Source organism: Mycobacterium sp. SMC-17 (assembly GCF_045310915.1).
Lineage (GTDB): Bacteria > Actinomycetota > Actinomycetes > Mycobacteriales > Mycobacteriaceae > Mycobacterium.
The window spans coordinates 20,296-39,645 of record NZ_JBJIAK010000051.1 but is presented as its reverse complement, the minus strand read 5'-3'; the positions used below and the strand labels follow the sequence as shown (position 1 = coordinate 39,645).

General features: G+C 64.7%; 13 protein-coding genes and 1 pseudogene. 8 read left to right on the top strand and 6 right to left on the bottom strand.

All coding sequences use genetic code 11. The annotated features are described in order from the left end of the window. Window positions 1–85 precede the first annotated feature (85 nt). Entirely contained in the window at window positions 86–379 is a 294-nt protein-coding gene (locus ACJH7A_RS25020; protein ID WP_138230745.1) for a hypothetical protein, read from the top strand. Between the two features lie 579 nt (window positions 380–958). Next, window positions 959–1,720 (top strand): YoaK family protein, encoded by a 762-nt coding sequence (locus ACJH7A_RS25015; RefSeq protein ID WP_082762141.1) that lies wholly within the window; start codon window positions 959–961, stop codon window positions 1,718–1,720. Window positions 1,721–2,912: 1,192 nt separating this feature from the next. On the opposite strand, the gene ACJH7A_RS25010 is transcribed toward ACJH7A_RS25015, so the two are convergent. Both ACJH7A_RS25010 and ACJH7A_RS25005 read right to left on the bottom strand, forming a co-directional pair. Further along, on the bottom strand, window positions 2,913–3,320 hold the full coding sequence (locus tag ACJH7A_RS25010; RefSeq protein WP_082762143.1) for a four-helix bundle copper-binding protein: 408 nt from the start codon (window positions 3,318–3,320) through the stop codon (window positions 2,913–2,915). Between the two features lie 389 nt (window positions 3,321–3,709). Further along, window positions 3,710–4,534: a response regulator transcription factor gene (locus ACJH7A_RS25005; protein ID WP_061007240.1), complete on the bottom strand. Its 825-nt coding sequence runs from the start codon at window positions 4,532–4,534 to the stop codon at window positions 3,710–3,712. Between the two features lie 1,403 nt (window positions 4,535–5,937). Here ACJH7A_RS25005 and ACJH7A_RS25000 point away from each other — a divergent pair. From ACJH7A_RS25000 to ACJH7A_RS24985, 4 genes are all read left to right on the top strand, one after another. After that, entirely contained in the window at window positions 5,938–6,147 is a 210-nt protein-coding gene (locus ACJH7A_RS25000; protein WP_061007242.1) for a heavy-metal-associated domain-containing protein, read from the top strand. After that, complete coding sequence (locus ACJH7A_RS24995; RefSeq protein WP_061007241.1) at window positions 6,144–7,094, top strand: hypothetical protein; 951 nt, start codon at window positions 6,144–6,146, stop codon at window positions 7,092–7,094. Before ACJH7A_RS25000 ends, ACJH7A_RS24995 begins: the two co-directional genes overlap by 4 nt. Window positions 7,095–7,137: 43 nt before the next feature. Continuing rightward, the gene (locus ACJH7A_RS24990; protein ID WP_061007243.1) at window positions 7,138–9,417 is read left to right on the top strand and encodes a cation-translocating P-type ATPase; all 2,280 of its coding nucleotides are present in this window, start codon (window positions 7,138–7,140) and stop codon (window positions 9,415–9,417) included. A gap of 1,054 nt (window positions 9,418–10,471) precedes the next feature. Next, on the top strand, window positions 10,472–11,056 hold the full coding sequence (locus tag ACJH7A_RS24985) for an MPT63 family protein (RefSeq protein WP_061005146.1): 585 nt from the start codon (window positions 10,472–10,474) through the stop codon (window positions 11,054–11,056). 86 nt (window positions 11,057–11,142) lie between these two features. Here ACJH7A_RS24985 and ACJH7A_RS24980 read toward each other — a convergent pair whose 3' ends face one another. After that, the gene (locus ACJH7A_RS24980) at window positions 11,143–12,705 is read right to left on the bottom strand and encodes a multicopper oxidase family protein (RefSeq protein WP_061005148.1); all 1,563 of its coding nucleotides are present in this window, start codon (window positions 12,703–12,705) and stop codon (window positions 11,143–11,145) included. A 157-nt stretch (window positions 12,706–12,862) separates the two neighbouring features. Here ACJH7A_RS24980 and ACJH7A_RS24975 point away from each other — a divergent pair. Together ACJH7A_RS24975 and ACJH7A_RS24970 are read left to right on the top strand one after the other, a co-directional pair. After that, window positions 12,863–14,050: pseudogene (locus tag ACJH7A_RS24975) on the top strand (permease); the annotation flags it as partial. A gap of 198 nt (window positions 14,051–14,248) precedes the next feature. After that, the gene (locus ACJH7A_RS24970; protein ID WP_061000276.1) at window positions 14,249–14,695 is read left to right on the top strand and encodes a hypothetical protein; all 447 of its coding nucleotides are present in this window, start codon (window positions 14,249–14,251) and stop codon (window positions 14,693–14,695) included. Between the two features lie 273 nt (window positions 14,696–14,968). Here the strand turns inward: ACJH7A_RS24970 and ACJH7A_RS24965 are convergent, their stop codons facing one another. Genes ACJH7A_RS24965 through ACJH7A_RS24955 form a run of 3 tightly spaced genes read right to left on the bottom strand, consistent with a single transcriptional unit; the run spans window position 14,969 to window position 19,231 of the window. Then, window positions 14,969–15,373, bottom strand: a complete 405-nt coding sequence (locus ACJH7A_RS24965; protein WP_234785540.1) for a hypothetical protein — start codon at window positions 15,371–15,373, stop codon at window positions 14,969–14,971. Further along, a complete protein-coding gene (locus tag ACJH7A_RS24960) occupies window positions 15,363–17,501 on the bottom strand; it encodes a hypothetical protein (protein WP_061010486.1) in 2,139 nt (712 codons plus the stop codon). The genes ACJH7A_RS24965 and ACJH7A_RS24960 overlap by 11 nt, the downstream gene beginning before the upstream one ends. Further along, window positions 17,498–19,231 carry a hypothetical protein gene (locus ACJH7A_RS24955; RefSeq protein WP_061000274.1) on the bottom strand — a complete coding sequence of 578 codons (1,734 nt, stop codon included), beginning with the start codon at window positions 19,229–19,231 and terminating at the stop codon, window positions 17,498–17,500. The genes ACJH7A_RS24960 and ACJH7A_RS24955 overlap by 4 nt, the downstream gene beginning before the upstream one ends. Between the last annotated feature and the right edge of the window lie 119 nt (window positions 19,232–19,350).

Genomic DNA, 19,350 nt, shown 5'->3' with positions numbered 1-19,350 from the left:
CACCCGACCCACCCGGGTCGCAGTTCAACGTAACCGTCACAACATCACGAAATAACTGCAACTACGAACTTAAGGAAGACCCGACATGATCCGAAACCGAAAGGTGCCTCGTCCGACTCGTGTGCTGATCGGCGCCGTTGCCGTCGCCGGCGGACTCGCACTGGGCGCCGGTGTGGTCCCCGCTGCAGCGCTGGCGGCACCGGGGTCCGGCCCGAGCGTCGACTACGGCTTCAACCGGCCGCACGGGGGTGGACACGGCCATGGTGGACACGGCCACGGTGGACCGGGGTATGGCGGGCCGGGGCATGGTGGCGGCGGTCACGGGTTCGTTCCGCTGGCTCCGCCGCCGCATCTGTGCGTACCGTTCGTGGCGTGCTGAGGATCTCCTGTCGTCGGGCAGGCACGGCCGCCTTCTAGATCGACGGTGGCTTCATAGTTTTGCTGGGGGCGCCAGAGGCCCGGGGTGGGCATTGTTGGCCAGCACATGTGGCCGGGGCTGGTCCAAAACAGCAGTCGGTCAACGAAACCCGATTCGTTTCGATGCCTGCGGCGAGGGCGCAGCCGCCGTCCCGTACCGGCTCCCTGCCGGGCCCACCGGCGGTGGGTGCGCGGTGCCCGGCCGCGCGGTGCAACGCGCGCTAGGACCGATCCGGGGTCGGGGTTTCGGCGTCACGAATCGGCGACCGCATGCAGGCGTCATACGTCAGTCACAACCTCGGAAGGGGGAGCACGTTGCTCCACGCGTACCACATGACTCCACGCACACCACAAAGGGTGCGGATGTGAAGCGAGCAATTGAGCAGACATTCGCCGGCGTTGACGAGGTGGGCGTTTCGCCGCCTAGTCCTGCGCTCGTGACCAAGCCAAGCGGACTCGAAATGCACACCGGCTTGTGCGTAGGTCAATGGCCGCGCACCCTGTCGACGGCCGTCACACCGACGTGACAGGGCAGCGTGAAATGGCCGCAACGGCAACCGTTCCAGTCTCGTCGGCGTCACGGCTCGCGTATTGTGCCGTGCTCGCCGGCATTGCCGGATTTATCAATTCGGTGGCATTGTTGGTGTGGGCGTTTCCGGTCGGCAACCTCACCGCATTGACCACGCAAGCGGGCATGCACAGCACGTATCCGCTGATGTACCAGGGCCGCATGATTGCCGCGATCGTGTTCGGATTTTTCCTGGGCGCGACGGCAGCGGGTCAGGTGCTCGCTGCCGGGAGCGCAGTTGTAGGCCCACGTCACGCCGTGATCTTGATGGCCGAGGCTGGTTTGCTTGTCGCCGCCGCGGGCGTGGAGCACCCGATCGCCAGGGCCGCACTCGCCGCGGCCGCGTGCGGACTACAAAACGCGATGACGTCCAATTTTCCTGGGATGCCGGTGCGCACCACGCACTTTACTGGAACGATCACCGACCTCGGGCTACTGGTGGGTCGCAGCTCCCGTCATGGACTGGACAGGTGGAAAGCCGCTGTGCTGACCGCCACGGGGGTACTGTTCGTCGGCGGTGCGGCAGTGGGCGTGCTGGTCGGAAACCGGATCGGTGACCACGCGCTGATTCCTCCCGCCCTGGCGTGTCTGACTATTGCCGCGGCCCTGGTGCTGCAGGACCGTCGACGTAGCACCCGAGCGGCTGCGGTGGCCGCCGAGGCCAAGCCCACCGACCCAGCCTTCCCTTCGCCGCCATCGCCCACAGGTTCACGCGGGATCGCCCGCGTGGGGTAAGCCGCCGGAGAAGTCCCGACACGGCCGAAGGGTGCCACCTGGTGGAATATGGTGCAGGACAGCGTCATCACACCATCCTCGACACCAGTGAGCTGAAACGTGCGGCTACGCCGACGGCATCGCCGTGTGTCTCGCACCGCCATTGCAACAGTCCGCTGGCACGCATCCACCCGGCAAAGGTACGGGCGTGCGGCGAATCCATTCCCGCCCAGGTGATCCCGGGCGAACATCGGCAACAACCTCGCAGTCACCATCGCCAATCATGTCGATCGCTCGACCTTCATCTCGAATCGGGCTATCGCTCCGACGCACCAGTGTGACAATGCACGACAAGAATCGTTCTGATCGACACTGAAACCAAGCACTACCAACGGCATACGTTGCAACGCTGTAAGTCGATTCTCGGTGTCAGCGACGGGATCGAGAACACCGGAAAACGGCCACGGCATGGTCAGTCCGATAACCGTCGACAGACAGCTCTCACATCGCTTAACCAGGCCGCTTAACCGCGCCCAACGATGTCCACAAAAGCGGGGTAAACCCCAGGGGTAGTGCCGATTTCGTGAGTGTCAGGAAATCACCCCGCCCCTGCCGCCGCCACTGGGGCGACGAGTTGACACGCCCGCTAGCCTATCCACGGCAAATGCGGAGGTCCACCGCCAGGTCCAATGTTGGGATTGTTGGGCGGCGCCGGCGGCGGGACGTGGATCTGCGCGTGGCCCGGCGAGGTGCATTCGTGAACGCCGGTGGACGGTTCCAGGCATTCCTGTGGCTGTGCCACTGCCGATGGAGCAGTGAGCGCGATCGCAGCGCCGAGCGTGGCTGCGGCGCCAGATGAAAGCATCAGGCGGAATAGGGTTTTCACGGTAGTTCTCCTGTCGTTGCCGCTACAACCAGCGTCGCGCCAACTCCGAAGAGGACCCAGTGCCAAAAGTCCCTAATCCCGCCGCCATGGGACACCACATACTGCCGTACGACATAGGCCAGTGGTCGGTGCCCGCGTGGTGGGTCCAACGGCCCGGGCGCCGCAAGGGCGCGTCGATTAACGGCGCGGGGCGCGGATAAGAGCCGCTACCGAGCTCCGACTCCCGCCTGCGGTCGGCGTTCCAGCGCCCTTCGTATTGTCAACGTACAGAATCGATGGGACGTCGTGGCAACGGGATTCGCAGGGACATGCAGCTTTGCGCTGCGATCAGCCCAGTGCGGCGATGAGGTCGCGACATGCCTGTTCACAATCTCGACATTGGTCAGCACAGGCTTTGCAGTGCTGGTGGTGCGCTGCATGGCGTTCGCACTCAGCGCCGCACACCCGGCAGGCAACCGCACAGCCTGCGAGCATTGCTTTGGCCAACTCCGAGTCGAATCCGGTCAGGCGCGCGTTGACGTTCGCAGTGACAGCGCACACGTCGGCGCAGTCGAGGTTGACGGCGATACACACAGCAAGCTGATCGACCGACGGCTCGCTGAGGCACGCATCGGCGCACTGGGTGCACGATTGTGCGCAATCCCTGCACGCATCGAGGCATTGCGCCAGAACTGCCGTGAGATTGTCGGGGGCCCTGCGCGGATGGGTTTCGAGGATCGTGCATGAAGTGCTCATTGGTGTGCTCCATTCTGCTGGGGACGGTCCGATGGGCCTACCCCGATAGCGTGTTGTGAAACCGCCCTTGAGCCGTCGGACTACACGTGCGATGTCGCCTGTCGCGCCTCAGCGGCCACGGAGCGCGTCGTGCGTTTAGGGTTTCGCCAACACTGCAACGCGAGGTCACCCGTGGCGCGCGCCGGGTGTCCACCGCGCGGTGAGCTCTGGGTGAGCACGGCTTCGAACAGGAACCCGGACGCTGCTGTGTGAATACGCTCACGCCGACAACGCCGGCTTCGACTGGAAAATGGGTCGCCACGCATGATCGGCAACCGGTCATACGATGGCCCTAACGCCTCAGGGGACCCAATGAGTTCGGCCCGCCACGCGCAGCGCCGTCCGGGCCGTTACCAGGGAGCATGCGATGTGCCGACGCGCACGTCGTAGGTCTCAGCCCTGCGCACCGCCGGCCGCAGCATGTACCCCACACCGCGGACCGTGTGGATCGTCGGTTCGCGTCCGGTGTCGATCTTCTTGCGCAGATACGAGATGTACAGGTCCACGATTGTGGGCTTGCCGCCGAAGCCATAGCTCCACACCCGGTCGACAATCTCATTGCGCCTGATCGCCCGACAAGGATTGCGCATCAGATATCGCAAGAGCTCGAACTCGGTGACAGTCAAGGAGATCGGCTCACCAGCACGGGTCACTTCCCGGCTGACGCTATTGAGTTCCAGGTCACCGACGGTGAGCATTTCGTCGGCCACCGGCGCCAGCTGACTGGCGCGGCGCAGCAACCCGCGCAGCCGCGCCACAAGCTCCTCTGAGCTGAAAGGTTTGGACATGTAATCGTCAGCACCACCGACCGCTCCCGACATCCGGCATGTCACCGAATCCCGGTCCGCTAGAACCAAGGTGGGCGTGTACCGCCGCGTCTCGCGAATCCGCTGCAGGAGCTGCCAGCCGTCGGCTCCGGGCAATCTGACATCGAGCACCAACACGTCCGGTTCCATCTCGGCGACCTTGGCTACCGCATCCCGGACATTGTGCGCAATCTCGACGACCCACCCCTCGTAGTGCAGGGCCATCTTCACCCGGTTCGCCAGCGACGGCTCCCCATCGACCAACAGCACCCTGATCATCGACCCGGCGCCCCTCTCCCCGGGCGTGGGCTGGCCAAGTCCCACAGCATCGTCGTAACGCTCTCGTAGTGGCACCGAGGTCGCAATCATTGTCTTATCTTGTTGGTCGCACAGAACATTGTCACCCCGTTCATGCTAAGTTCAAATGTTGATGGACCTTTACGCTTGCGCGAAAGGTTGTGCCATGCAGTCGGATTGGGCATTGCTCATCGCAAGATCGACCGCCAGTATCAGGTACGCCACGGGTATCGACGCATGCGGACTGGGGCCAACCGACGACCGAGCGGGTTCTCCGTATCCGGCTTGGGATATCACGGTGCAAACGATTGTCGTCGCGGCCGTCAATCGTCAACGGCTTTGACGGACGGTTGAATCGACTTTCGGCGCATGCGCATGCGGTTGCCTGCTGGCGAGCCACAACTGCAGAGTCGACCCCCGGCTGGCCGGCCACACGGCCCCAGGAACCTGGGTGCCATGGGTTTCCAGGCTTCGGGTGCCCGGGGACGCCCTCATCGCAGGTCCACGGACATTGCTCGCCGAATGTTGATCAGATCGCGACTGATGTGACGACGTGTGACTGGCCGAGGCGCTGGGTGCAACCATGGTCATCATGCCGAAAATCGCTGCGGCCGCGAGGATTGTCGATCCACCTCTACGCATTGCTCCTGCCCTTCCCGCTTGAATCATCTACGTACGTACTACGTTTCTTGGTATCACCGGATCGGCCGCAAGTGTGTTCTTACTAAGCAGATACATAGATTGCTGCCGTGCCGGCAAAGCAACCGCCGGCTGCGATCGAGCTGGGTGTGGCGCCGGGCAAGTCGAGGAGGGCAAGAGCGATAGGGGTTTCGACAATCGGTCGGCGTCGAGGTGGCCGTGATGGAACGGAGCTGATCAGATCAATCCCGAGCTACCAGGGGTTGAGTTGGCATGCGTGGGGACGCGTTTGGGACCCCGCTGGCGAGTGTGAGATCGCCGACACCACGGCGACCTCACCCCGGGATGATCGACGCGCCATGGGGTGCTGCGCTCGCGAGCGCACCGGCAAGCATCGGTACAGGCCCGAAAACTGTCGCGCTGTGAGTGCGGCGCCGCATGTGCGACGCGCTGCCCGGCGGCGCCAGTGACGGTGGTACTCAGGCATGCCGTCCAGCAGATCAACGCCTGGGCGTCCGATCGGCTGCGAGCGATCGCCGATCTCACCGCCCGCGCCGCCATGGCGGTCACTCACATCCTTCCGTATACCCATACCGGGTAAGACGGAGGCGCATCGGGCGGTTGCGTGAGCATCGATGCGAGGCCGATCCAACGACGCCTGCGCGAATACCCGCTAGGCGGTATACGCCGTGGTGGCAGGCATCCGCTCGGCATGTTCAGTAGGAGGAACACGCCTTGCCACATACCCCAGCGGGGTATACATTCGACGTGTGCATTGGTGGGCGTACCCCAGGTGGGTATTCATGTCGCAGTCGCAACAAGAAGGAGTGTGCACCATGACGACCATCGAATTCGAAGTGAGCGGGATGACCTGCGGGCACTGCGAAATGTCGGTTCGCGAAGAGGTGGGCCGGGTGCCCGGCGTGAGCGGAATCGAGGTCAGTGCCCAGACGGGACGCCTCGCAGTCACCGGGGCCGACATCGATGTCGATGACGTCGTGTCCGCGGTCAGTGAAGCCGGGTATGCGGCCGTGCGGGTCTCATGAACGCTGCGGGACGGCTGGCGGCGTACGGCGCCGGATTGGTGGTGGCGTTCGGCGGCGCGTTCGCCGTGTCGAACGCGGTTGTCCCTGGCAGTGCTGTTCACGCGTGGCAACAGGAAAGCCAGGCGCCGGGCCATGGCACGCACCGGCCCGACGCGGCTGCACCGGAGTTGCCCGGCCTGTCCCTGAGCCAGAACGGATACCTGCTGTCGGAGGTGAGCGCACCGGGCGCCGTTGACGTCGACGGGGTTCTGCGATTCCGGATTCACACCGCGAGCGGGACGCCGCTGACCACATTCGCCACCACCCACGATCGTGACCTACACCTGATCGTGGTGCGGGCCGACGGCAGCCAATTCCGGCACGTTCACCCGACGCTGGACGCAGCGACGGGAACATGGTCGATTCCCTGGCGGTGGCGGGCCGCTGGCACATACCGCGTGTTCACCGACTTCCAGCCGGCCGACGCACCCGCTGCACCGAAGCTGACCTTGACCCGCTCGGTGGAGGTCGCGGGAGCGTTCACCCCCGTGGATCCGGGCATTGCGCGGACCGTCGACCAGGTGGCGGGGTACACCGTGACCCTCGCGGGCGATCTGGTTGCCGGTGCCACCCGCAATCTCGCTGCGACCGTGTCGCGTAACGGGACACCCGTCACCAACCTGCAGCCCTATCTGGGTGCGTTCGGCCACCTCGTGGCGCTGCGCGGCGGCGACTTGGCCTACCTGCACGTGCACCCCGAAGGCAGTGAACCCACGCCGGGGCAAACCGGTGGACCTACGATCTCGTTCGCAGCCGAAGCCCCGACTCCCGGAAAGTACTTGCTGTACCTGGATTTTCAGATCGACGGAACGGTGCGCACGGCTACGTTCGTCGTAGACGCACAGTCTGGCGATGGCAGCCAGCCCGCCGGCGGCCAGCGAGACGACAGTCATGCCGGTACGCACTGATCGAAACATCAACGCCCATCGAATCATTGAGAGGAGCGGCACCATGACTGTCTCCACGTCTACCTCCACGTCGACAACTGGTACCCATGTCGAATTGCAGATCAGCGGAATGACCTGCGCCTCCTGCGCAAACCGGATCGAACGCAACTTGAACAAGCTCGAGGGCGTCGAAGCCACCGTCAACTACGCCACGGAGAAGGCAACCGTCAGCGTGCCCGACGGATACGACCCTGCACAGCTCGTCGAGGCGGTCGAAAAGACCGGCTATACAGCCACTGTGCGACGGCCCCGAGAGGACGAGCACGAAGAGCACCAAGACCGCGATGAAGACCCTGAGCTGATGTCGCTGCGCAACCGGCTCATCGGATCAATCGTGCTGGCCGTACCGGTCATTGCGGTGGCGATGGTTCCGGCGCTGCAGTTCACCAACTGGCAGTGGGCCTCACTGACGTTGGCTGCGCCGGTCATCGTGTGGGCCGCATGGCCGTTCCACAAAGCCGCGTGGGCCAACCTCCGCCACGGCACCGCCACCATGGACACGCTGATCTCCATGGGCACACTCAGTGCATTCCTGTGGTCGCTGTATGCGCTGTTCTTCGGAACCGCGGGAACCCCGGGCATGAAGCACCCGTTCGAGCTGACCCTGCAGCCCTCCGACGGAGCCGCCAACATCTACCTCGAAGTCGCGGCCGGCGTCACGATGTTCATCCTGGCCGGACGCTATTTCGAAAAGCGGTCCAAGCGCCAGGCCGGCGCGGCCCTGCGGGCCCTGTTGGAGCTCGGCGCCAAAGAAGTATCGGTGCTGCGCAACGGCATTGAGACGAAGATCCCGGTCGGCGAGCTGGTGGTCGGCGACGAGTTCGTCGTGCGGCCGGGCGAGAAGATCGCCACCGACGGCGTCGTGGTGTCGGGCAGCTCGGCCGTGGATGCCTCGATGCTGACCGGTGAATCGGTACCGGTCGAGGTCGGCGAGGGTGACGCCGTCACCGGCGCAACCGTCAACGCCGGCGGGCGACTGGTCGTCCGAACCACCCGCGTCGGCTCCGACACACAACTGGCGCAAATGGCCAAGCTGGTCGAGGACGCCCAAACCGGCAAGGCCGAGGTGCAACGCCTGGCCGACCGGGTCTCAGGGGTGTTCGTGCCCATCGTCATCGCCATCGCGGTCATCGCCCTGGGTGCGTGGCTGGGAGCCGGGTTCCCGGCCGCGGCCGCGTTCACCGCAGCAGTCGCGGTGCTGGTGATCGCGTGCCCCTGCGCCCTGGGGCTGGCGACACCGACGGCGTTGTTGGTGGGTACCGGCCGCGGCGCCCAGCTGGGCATCCTGATCAAAGGCCCCGAAGTGCTGGAGTCCACCCGCACGGTCGACACCGTCGTGCTGGACAAGACCGGAACAGTGACGACCGGCAAGATGACGCTGGTCGATGTGCTGACCGAGCCCGGCGTTGACCGCGCCCAGTTGCTGCGCCTGGCCGGCGCTTTGGAGAACGCTTCCGAGCACCCCATCGCTGCGGCCATCGCCAAGGCAGCTGCCGAGGAGACCGGAACCCTGCCCACCGCGGAAGGTTTCGCCAACATCGAGGGCAGAGGTGTCCAGGGCATCATCGACGGCCGCGCTGTCGTCATCGGACGCGAGGCGCTGCTGGCCGATTGGTCGCAGCACCTGAGTTCTGAGGTGGCACAAGCCAAGTCCCGTGCCGAGGGCCAGGGCAAGACCGTCGTTGCCGTCGGGTGGGACGGCGCCGCGCGGGGTGCTCTGGTGATCGCCGACACCGTCAAACCGACCAGCGCCGAGGCGGTTTCGCGATTGCGTGAGCTCGGGTTGACGCCGGTGCTGCTGACCGGTGACAACGAGGCCGTGGCCCGCCAGATCGCGTCCGAGGTCGGTATCGACGAGGTGATCGCCGAAGTACTGCCAGAAGACAAGGTCGACGTGGTGGCCCGGCTGCAAGCCCGGGGCAAGATCGTCGCGATGGTCGGCGACGGCGTCAACGACGCGCCCGCGCTCGCGCAGGCTGACCTGGGACTGGCGATGGGCACCGGGACTGACGTCGCGATCGAGGCGTCCGACATCACCCTGGTGCGCGGTGATCTGCTCAGCGCCGTGGATGCAATCAGGTTGTCCCGCAAGACATTGTCGACCATCAAGATCAACCTGTTCTGGGCGTTCGCCTACAACGTGGCAGCGATCCCGGTAGCGGCGCTCGGCATGCTCAACCCCATGCTCGCCGGCGCCGCCATGGCGTTCTCCAGCGTGTTCGTCGTCGGCAACAGCCTGAGACTGCGCGGCTTCACGAGCATCTCGACAGGCACCGGCCGCTAACCCGTGCACCCATCCCAACGCCCCGAAGGAAACACCATGCCCGGTCCCACCCCGCCCGTCTGCTGCTGCAGCGGGGCCACCCCCGAGATCAACCAAGCGGCCGAAAACCTCAGAGGTACAAGGAATCTCCTTGATGCCGGAGACCAGGGTGTGCGCGCGGCCGGCGGGCACTCTAAAGGTCCGCAATCGGACGCGGGACCCACAACGAATGACACCGAGACCGACTCTGGCGTCGACATTGACGACGGTGGTCGGTCGTCGTCACACCCTTGACACCGCGCAGTCCCCGTGTTCGGGCAACCAGTGAAGTCGTGGTAGCCCGAAACCGCACGAAGCCACACCTTGCCCCATGGACGGATACTCGTGCGTTAACACGTGGCCTTGCATAGGGATTCGTCCCGACCGCCCATGAGACCCGCGGCGCTGCAGGGTTCCCCCGCTCGAAGATACTCCGGGTTCAGCACCACGGTTCACCCGATCCAGTCAGACCGGTGATCGGTCGATGTTCCCGATCCGATCAGTCACCTCGGTGCGACCAGCGGTGCCGGTCGGCCTCGGCCCGGCCCTCATCGTGGCTACCGCCACGACAAGCACAACCTCAACGAGCGCGGTGGAGTCATCCGGCGCGCCATCACCGCCTGGATGAAGATGAAACGGTTATGAACCACGCCCGACCGGCACGCACAAAGCGCCGCACCGGCAACGTGGAGGTGGCATAGGGCGCCCTGCGGTGGGCCGTGGATGATCCCTCGGGACTGGCTGCTACCTGGAGGGTGTCAAGGTGAGTACCTCGGCGTACCGCCCCGCACGTCATCACCGGGGCGGCACTATCGTGACAGTGCCGACGAACCGACGGCGCTGGCCGCCCCGAAGCTCACCGTGCGCGAAAAGCTGTCGGGTTCAAAGGAGCTTCACGCGAACTTCACGCTGACGTCGTCGCATCGCGGACCAAGGTGGCGTCAGCGCAAGTACGTCGCGGGTATTCGCCCGCCCGCGCGGCACCTGGTACTAGTGTACGTAGTATCTACGTAGGTTTGAGGAAAGGTGAATGGCTATGGTGCGTGCGGTCCGGCGGCTGATCATGGCGGCGGTGGCGCTGTTTGCGCTGATGACGATGGGGGCGCCGCTTGCCGCCGCGGCGATGAAATGTCCGCACCAGCTTGGGTCACAGCAACAGTTGACCGATGCCGGTGGGGCGGCGACCGCCGAGTGGACATTGACCGACCTCCGCCCGAGTAGCGATGCCGCTCCGGGCTACCCGCTGGCCGGGCGGTTGTGGGAAGCGACGGTGACGGTGCGCGCTGCGGCCGGTGCGGTGACACCGGTGATCCCCAACTTCGGCGCGATGGGTGCCGGGCACACGCAGTACCCGGTCCTGTGGCAGTTGGCCACCCCGGCCGGTATCTCCGCCGCCACCCTGTCCGAGGGCCAATCGGCCACGGGCAAAATCTATTTCGATGTCACCGGGCCCGATCCGATGGCCGTGGCGTACAACGCCGGTGGCCCGAAGCCGGCGATGATGTGGTGCAACATGGCGGCCATGGCGCCGATGATGTCCAAGCCCATGACGATGTCCATGCCGATGGATGACTGCCCGTGCTGCGACGCCGGCTGCCCCGGCTGTCCCGAGCGGCGCTGACCGTCACTGCGAATCGGAACGTGCCAGCCGTCCGTTCTGCCGGCGACCGGGCTACGGTCACCCGCAGAACGACGGCGGCCCGGCCGTCAGGGCCGGTAGTTGAGACTGGTCATCATCCCGGCGGCCTGGTGATAGGTGTTGTGGCAGTGCATCATCCACACACCCGGATTGTCGGCGACCAGCGCGACCGCGAGCTTCTGCTTGGGCAGCACGACCGCGGTGTCTTTACGAGCGCCGAGGCTGCCGTCAGGTTTGATGATCTGGAATGTGTGGCCGTGCAGATGCATGGGGTGCCACATCTCGGTGTTGTTGGTAAAGGTCAGCACGGCGCGCTGGCCCTGGTTGATCTGCAGCGGCTGGGTTTTGTCGAATGCGGCGCCGTTGATGGTCCAGTTGTATTGCATCATGTCGCCCGCCAACACCGCTTCCAGGTTGACGTCGGGGGTGCGTGCGCCAAGGTCGACCGGCGCGGTGGCGGTGAACATCGCGACCGTACCGACCCGCTTGGTCAGCTCGGTCGGCTGAAAGCCGGGATCGGGCGGGCTTCCCGTGCCCGTGGACAGCAGGGCACGCGCCACCGCGTTTTTGCCTTCAGCCAGCGCCACCAGCGGAAAGACGCCGTCGGCGGCGGTGACCAGGACGTCGTAGCGTTCGCCCATCCCCACCAGCAGGGCGTCCACCTCGGTCGGGATCACCGCAAAACCGTCGGTGTGCGTGACCGTCATCGTGTGCCCGGCCAGCGCCACCCGAAACGCCGTGTCCGACCCGGCGTTGATGATGCGCAGGCGGATCCGCTGGCCGGGTTTAGCGGTGAACGTGGTCGGCGCACCCGGGATACGCCCGTTAATCAGGTAGTAGGGGTAGTTCACGTCGCCCGCGTCCCCACCGAGCAACGCGCTGGTGTACATCCCGCCCATCGGCGCCATGCCACCGGCGCTCGGAGTACCTCCCATGCCCGGCATATCGCCCATACCCGGCATATCCCCCATACCGGGCATGCCGCCCATGCCGTTCTTGCGCAGCTCATCGAAAATCTGCTGCGGCGTCTTCCCGATGCCGTCAGTCCAGTCATCCAGCACGACAATCCATTCGGCGTCGTAGCCGCCCGCCTCGCGCGGGTCGTCGACGATCACTGGGACATACAGTCCGTAGTCGGCGTCGAGTTCAACGTGCGGATGAGCCCAGTAGGTGCCCGAATGTGGTACCGAGAACCGGTAAGTGAACTCCTTGCCAGCATCGATGTTCGGGGTGGCCGGCGGTGCACCATCCATGTCGTTGCGCAGCGCGATGCCGTGCCAGTGCACCGACGTGGGGTGATCGAGCCGGTTGGTCACGGTGACCGCAAGCTCATCGCCCACGTTGGCTCGGATCACCGGAGCCGGGATGGTGGCGCCGTAGGTCAGCGTGCGCAGCGTGGGGCCGCCCAGGTCCACGGTGGCCGCCTGCGGGGTCAACGCCGCGGTGACGGCGCGGCCCGTATGCGGCCGCGCCGCCTCCGCCGCGGCGATCGCGGCAGACAACCCGCCACTAGGCGCGGCGGGCGGGGCTGGTGGCCGGCTACTGCAGCCGGCGAGCGCGAACCCACCCGCGATAGTGGCGGCCAGGAAGCCGCGGCGGCCCAATTGCACGTTTAGCGGGGACGGGCCCATTGCGATCCTTCTCTCCTGTATCCAGCACATCAGTCACGCCGGCCACCGTCGAAGGCCCGACCAGCGGAGTCAAAGAACACACTGGCCAATATACCCCAATGGGGTATATTGGCCAGGCGCATGGCGACCCGATTTCCGACCACGGAAGGACTTCGATATGAGCACGATGATGGGGGCGATCGGTCATGCACTGGCCCTGGCCGGTTCGATGACGTGGGAGATTCTCTGGGCGCTGATCCTCGGGTTCGCGCTGTCGGCGGTGGTGCAGGCCGTCGTCCGGAAATCGACCATCGTCCGCCTCCTCGGCGACGACAAGCCCAAGACCCTCGCCGTGGCCGCGGGACTCGGTGCGGCATCGTCGTCGTGCTCGTACGCGGCAGTGGCGTTGGCGCGCTCGCTGTTTCGCAAAGGCGCCAACTTCACCGCGGCGATGGCATTCGAGATCGGCTCCACCAACCTCGTCGTCGAACTCGGCATCATCCTGGCGCTGCTGATGGGCTGGCAGTTCACCGCCGCCGAATTCGTCGGCGGCCCGATCATGATCGTCGTGCTGGCGGTGCTGTTCCGCTTGTTCGTGCGCAGCCGCCTCATCGACGAGGCCCGCGTGCAGGCAGACCAGGGCATCGCGGGCTCGATGGAAGGGCATGCGGCCATGGACATGTCGGTGCAGGGCGAGGGTTCTTTCGCCAAGCGCCTGTTCTCGGGGCCTGGCTTCACGTCCGTCTCGCATGTGTTCGTCATGGAGTGGGCGGCGATCCTGCGCGACCTGATAATCGGTCTGCTCATCGCCGGTGCCATCGCCGCGTGGGTGCCGAATACCTTCTGGGAGAACTTCTTTCTCGCGGACGATCCGACGTGGGCGGCGATCTGGGGACCGATCGTCGGGCCGGTCGTGGCGATCGTGTCGTTCGTCTGCTCCATCGGGAACGTGCCCCTGGCGGCGGTGCTGTGGAACGGCGGCATCAGCTTCGGCGGCGTGGTCGCGTTCATCTTCGCGGACCTGCTGATCCTGCCGATCCTCAACATCTACCGGAAGTACTACGGCACCCGGATGATGCTGACGCTGCTGGCCACCTTCTACGTCTCGATGGTCGCGGCGGGCTACCTTGTCGAATTGCTTTTCGGCGCAACGGGTCTCATCCCCACGCAGCGCAACGCCATGGTGATGGAGAGCGGCATCTCGTGGAACTACACCACGTGGCTCAACATCGTCTTCCTGCTGCTGGCCGCGGGGCTGGTGTTCCGCTTCGTCCGCACCGGCGGCATCCCGATGCTGCGCATGATGGGCGGCTCACCCGACGCGGGGCACGACGGCGGCCACGGTCATGAAGGCCATACCAGTCACGATCACCACCAGCCAGGTTTGCCCGCCAACCATGACCACGTTCATCACTACCATCGAGAGAGCGACGATGAAGATCATGACGACCTCGGCCATCACTGAAAATCCAACCTGACTGTGCTGGTACCGATTCCGGCCGATCGGAGGCAGGCCAGTCGGCCCGCTGGTGAGTTGACCGACAAGGATGTGGAGAGCGCGACGATGAACACAACCCCGCGGCGGCCACGCCGCAGCCGCACACGCATCGGGTTGATGGCGGCGGTGGTGATCCTGGTCGCGTTGGCGGTGGCAGTGGTGATCGTCCTCAACACGCGCGCTTCGGGGCCTGTCAACTCGATCGAGCGTACCGCGCAAGACCGGTGCGACGCTGAGGTCCGCAACCGGCTCGTCGCACCGGCGGCCGCTACGCTGTCGAACACCGACGTGGCCACCAGCCCTCTCGACCCGGACGCCAAAGACCTGTTCACCCTCACGCAAGGTCCCCTCAGCGGCATCGATCACTCCCGCATCACGGTGTGGAGCGTGACGGTCGCAGTAGACGCTCCCAACGAAGTCGGAGGCAGCCTGCACGACCGATACGACTGCCGCGCCTACTTCGTGGACGGCACTCTGACAGACACCCTCGTGCTCGCCGGCCACGACCACTAACAACGACCTCTCGATCCACTGCGTCTCTCTGCAACGGGATGTTCACGGCCGGCGTTCCGTGGGCCCGGTCGAGCTGGGCGATCGAGCCGTTCGACCGTCGATTTCAGTTCCGCCACCGTGGTATTGAGCCCTTTGGATCCGTGCGCCCTTTCCGATATAAGGCGGCGCGGCGCCATGCTGCCGTCGCGCCCCGCGCCGAGCACGGGGCGTCGTTGGCTACCGGTGGTGTTTGTGGCGCGCGGTTATGCTGTGCTGGCTACACCTCGCGACCGTTTAGCGTGGCGTCATCCGGCGCGAAGCAATATCGGTCACAGGCCGCCCCTGCAGCTTCGTCGCCCGCTCCGCGGCAAGGAGTTGAATAACGTTGGCGTACAACGTGATTTTCCGCTCCAACTCGGCGCAGTGTGCTTGTAGCGCTCGATGTGCTTGTTGCAGATCATCGAACGCGTCGGCGGTGCCCCGGTACGGGGCCGGCGTCGTGCCTTCGTTGCGGACGTGCGCTTGAAACATCTCCTTGAGATCAACGTGCTGGTGGGTGAGGTGCCATCGCGCGATGCCGGCCTCGGCGGCCAGTTGGGATACGTTGAGCCGCCCGGTCGATCGCAGTGGTTTGCCGGCCATCAAGCGGTCCATGGCAGCCACGATCTTTTTGCGTATTGGGTCTGTTTCAGTGGCCATCATCGTGGTCCTTGATGATGGTCTCGATACGATCGAGTTCTTGCTGTTCTCGGTGGTGCCGTAACGGTGGGGCGGCGCGGTCCTTCACTGTTGCGGCAAGCCGATCCCGGTCTCGACGGACGATGGCCATGTCGCGGTCGGTCCGAGCGATGTTGCGGCAGGTGGGCCGGCAGTCGTCGATATCTGGTGTCACTAGTGGGTCGTCGCGGGCTCCTCGTAGCTGGCACGCAGCTTTGGTCGCGTCGAAGACGCAGGTCATTCCCTCGCCGTGGTAGATCTGCAGCAGTGGATTGGCCAGCAAGTCGCGGGTTTGCCGCTTGCTGGTCAGGGTGTAGCCGGCGAATCGGCTGGTGGCGGTGTGCAGACGCTGGCGGTAGGCCTGCGATGCTGGTCCGGATACGTGTTCCCCATCGCTCAGGGCCTGCTCGTCGTCGGCGAATTGTTCCAACCTGGCCAGGAAATCCTCGAAGGCCAGCTCGTCGGGGAAGCCCGAGTCGTAGGCGCCGGCATAGCCCTGAATCATCCGTGTGTGTACGTGACCGTATTGGATCGACGCGGCGACCAGCCCGCGAGGTCGGCGGCGGATGAACCATGCCAGTGTGCGGCGAAATCGGCTGATGGTCAGCTGGCCGTGCGGGTCCGGCGGAATGGGATCGATGTGGTGGTGGGCACACAGCCGGTCAACGAAATCGATGAATCGGTGCACACTGTCGGTGGCTGCCTGAGTGTTTAGCGCTAGTCCCCCCGATCGACGCGGGGCGTAGATGCGTGTCAGATCGAATCGATTGGTGAACAGTAGTTCTTCGTCGTGGAGGCGTTCGAGTACCCGGATGGCGTCGGCAACCGGCTGCACCACCACCCACGGGTCGGCCCGCTGTAGGCCGGCGGGCACTTTGTTGCCTTGCTCGTCGACGGCGTTCTTGAAATAGACGCCTGACATCAGATACATGTCGTTGGCATCGTCCCGTTCGATGCAACCACGACGAATGTTCAAGACCTCCGCGGGCCGAGCACCGGAGAGGTAGGCGACCACGATCAGGCAGGCGGTGTGCAGATGCCGGATCAGGTGGCGAGTCTGGTTGTAGGAAAAGCGTCCAGGATGCCAGGGCCGTCCGTGCACAGTGGCGATGATCGGGGTGGACAGGTACGCATCATCATCGATCGGCAAGCCTGAGGTGGCCAACACCGACCGGGCGGTCGAGTAGGACGCCGCCGACAGCCGCGGGATACCGATCAGCCGGGCGATAAAGGGAACGTTGATTTCACGCTCACCTTGCTCGTTGATCCTGCCCGGCAGCAAGCCGTGTTCTTGCCGAAGCGATTCGGCGTACTCGGTGACGATCTTGATCGCCCCACCCTGTGGCAGCCGGGTCCTGTCTTGCTCTGCAATGGGCGTCACGTCCGGCCCGCGTGCATGAAGGAAGAGGAACTCCTCGTGGGCGGCGATGATGTCATCGCTGAAGTCTTCGACGAATCGCAGCGCCCACAGTAGTAGCGCCTGCATCGTGTTCTCGTTGATTCGTGGCGTGAGGTTCTCCATGTATGAGCGGGCATTGCCCAGAAGGGCGCCGGCCGATTCACCGCCCCAGGGCGGCATCTCGGGTAGCCGCATCGATTCCGGTAGTGCCGAGCGGTATCCCCAGAGTCGACGGACCTCACCGACGCATCGGTGCATCTGCTCGACGCTGGGCTGAGTGCTGCCGACGTAGACCAGATAGTCATCGAGCAACTCGGGTGTCACTTCGCAGAACGCTGTAATACGTTGTTTGTGAAGCCAATTCAAGAACGTGCGGAACGGATACCAGCACATCCTGATGGTGTACAGCGATGGGCGTGTGGCCGTGGTCCTTCGGAGCTGCATCGGCGGGTCGGTGTTGACCAGCACCCACACGTAGCGTTTTGCGCATTCTCGCAAGGATTTTGGGGCCAGCTTGAAGTTGATGCTGGTGATCTTCGCGCTTTCCTCGAAGATTCCGTGATCGAAGCGCCACACATCGTCTGCATACCGAGACAGCACAGCGGTGTCGGCATCTGGGCGTAATACGCGCCGCAGGAGAACCGGTGTGGTCGGGTCGGGACATTCAACCTGGTCGTGGTGGCGCGTAGCGCGCCGATGCGGTGTCGTCATCGCATGTCCAACTCCCGGTTGAGGAATCGGTCCACGATCTCGCGATGGTCATCCGTGGTGGCGGCGCGCGCTGCGCTGAGTTGGTCTTCGTCATAATTCGACAGCAGATCGGATAGCTGGGCGTGCGGGAGGCCAAAACGCGTCGTCCACGTCAGCGGGGTCATCTGGTGTCGACGTTCAGCCAGACGATCGAACACCAGGGTCTGCACGGGCAGGTGCCGAGGCAACGCGCGAGCGCATGGACAACTGAGGCACAGCATGAATGAGGCGCGGCACGCCTGGCCCGGGTCACCGTACGGCCCGTGGCGATTGTCGATGCAGGCATTCATCACGGTGTCCAACTTGCCCTTGAGCATGCGTCGAACATCGGTGTGGGACAACGATAATTCCGATGCCAACGCCGTCGGATCGGCGTGCGCCTGAGCAACTTCGGCCGCCGACAGCGCGGACATGACGGGCAAGGCGCGGGCTTTGGCGACCTGTTCGCTCAAGGCATCGGCGACAACTCGGCGGTATTCAACCAGGTTGCCGCGGTTTCGCCCCAGATAGTCGTCAATGAGGGTTTGTTCGGTGTGCGCCACCGGTTTCTGGTGTAGCTCAAGGTAAGTCATTCGTAGTCGAACTAGCGACACCTCGAGTGGCTTGGGTGGTACGCCCTCGACAGAATCGCACAGTAGCCCCTGTTGTCGCGACCATGGCCGTATCCATCCTTCAGCCGATCCATGCGCGCGGATACCCCTACCATGGGCGCCATTTGAACAGTAGGCAACCATCAACCGGCCACTGCCTTCGATTCTGCGCGTCGATGCGGTCAGCTCATACAACAACATGTAGACACCGAAGGCCGTGTGCAGTTCATCGCGCCGCGACAGCGTGGTCGGGTCGTCGGGGATGCTGATCCAATCTGGAACGGCGGCAAGTGCGACGTCCATGTCGGCGCGGCTGCCACGACGGGGCTTGCGCATCCCGACAATGGCGGTCTTCGGTCCGCCCGCATCGCCGTCGGCGCGGTGATGTGTAGCAGGACATTTCATGATGACGTACGGATTTTGCCCGGTCAGCACGGCCAACAACACGGCACCGGCGCTGACTTCCAGCGGATTCAAATGTGCCCACCGAATGATGTCCCGGGTCCCTCCGAAACCGCGCACCCACTTGGCAGTCAACTGCGCCTTGCTCGGGAAGTCGCCGCCTCGGCGTGGCACGTCGGCGTGCCGTTCCACATAGTCGAGCAATTCGAGTCGGCGGGTCGGATCATCTAACTGGCCCAATCGGTACTGCTCCAACAACGCACGATTATCTCGGATGCGTTGCGCGGCCCGCCGCAGGTCGGCGCGCGCCGCTGCGGCGATCCGCTGGAATTCGGTACGGCTGTAGCTCTGGTGACGCTTACCGGACCGCACTGGTCGCGGATGGGGCTCGGCGAGTTTGGCCACCATGTCCGGATTCCACGAATCGAGCTGGCGCAGAGTCATTTTCACTCCGCGCGACTCCTCGGTGAGCTTCCAGATGGCACCCGCAGCGCGACGCTCGGCCAAGAAGCCGTCGATGTGGCGCGGACGCAGGCCCGATCGGCTCACGGGTGGACGCGGTAGACCCGAAAGATATTGCGCAAAGTGGTGCATCGCTCGAAACGCGTCGCCGATCGACGCCATCGACCGTAAAGTGCCGCCCGGGCCTGTGCGTTTGGCGAACGCCTCGGCAAACATGCGTTGCAGCTCCGGGCTCACCGGCAAACGTGAACAGTCGAAGTCTTTTGGCTGACTGTTGCCGTCCTCGAAGCAGCGGACCGTCGTTCCGTCGGCGAGAACACCGCGCGGTGTTGCGTGTGCTGGTTCGGGAAGCCGAG

Coding starts and splice junctions, on each gene's coding strand:
- ACJH7A_RS25020 (WP_138230745.1), top strand. CDS start 86: ATGATCCGAAACCGAAAGGTGCCTCGTCCGACTCGTGTGCTGATCGGC.
- ACJH7A_RS25015 (WP_082762141.1), top strand. CDS start 959: ATGGCCGCAACGGCAACCGTTCCAGTCTCGTCGGCGTCACGGCTCGCG.
- ACJH7A_RS25010 (WP_082762143.1), bottom strand. CDS start 3,320: ATGAGCACTTCATGCACGATCCTCGAAACCCATCCGCGCAGGGCCCCC.
- ACJH7A_RS25005 (WP_061007240.1), bottom strand. CDS start 4,534: ATGATTGCGACCTCGGTGCCACTACGAGAGCGTTACGACGATGCTGTG.
- ACJH7A_RS25000 (WP_061007242.1), top strand. CDS start 5,938: ATGACGACCATCGAATTCGAAGTGAGCGGGATGACCTGCGGGCACTGC.
- ACJH7A_RS24995 (WP_061007241.1), top strand. CDS start 6,144: ATGAACGCTGCGGGACGGCTGGCGGCGTACGGCGCCGGATTGGTGGTG.
- ACJH7A_RS24990 (WP_061007243.1), top strand. CDS start 7,138: ATGACTGTCTCCACGTCTACCTCCACGTCGACAACTGGTACCCATGTC.
- ACJH7A_RS24985 (WP_061005146.1), top strand. CDS start 10,472: ATGGTGCGTGCGGTCCGGCGGCTGATCATGGCGGCGGTGGCGCTGTTT.
- ACJH7A_RS24980 (WP_061005148.1), bottom strand. CDS start 12,705: ATGGGCCCGTCCCCGCTAAACGTGCAATTGGGCCGCCGCGGCTTCCTG.
- ACJH7A_RS24970 (WP_061000276.1), top strand. CDS start 14,249: ATGAACACAACCCCGCGGCGGCCACGCCGCAGCCGCACACGCATCGGG.
- ACJH7A_RS24965 (WP_234785540.1), bottom strand. CDS start 15,373: ATGGCCACTGAAACAGACCCAATACGCAAAAAGATCGTGGCTGCCATG.
- ACJH7A_RS24960 (WP_061010486.1), bottom strand. CDS start 17,501: ATGACGACACCGCATCGGCGCGCTACGCGCCACCACGACCAGGTTGAA.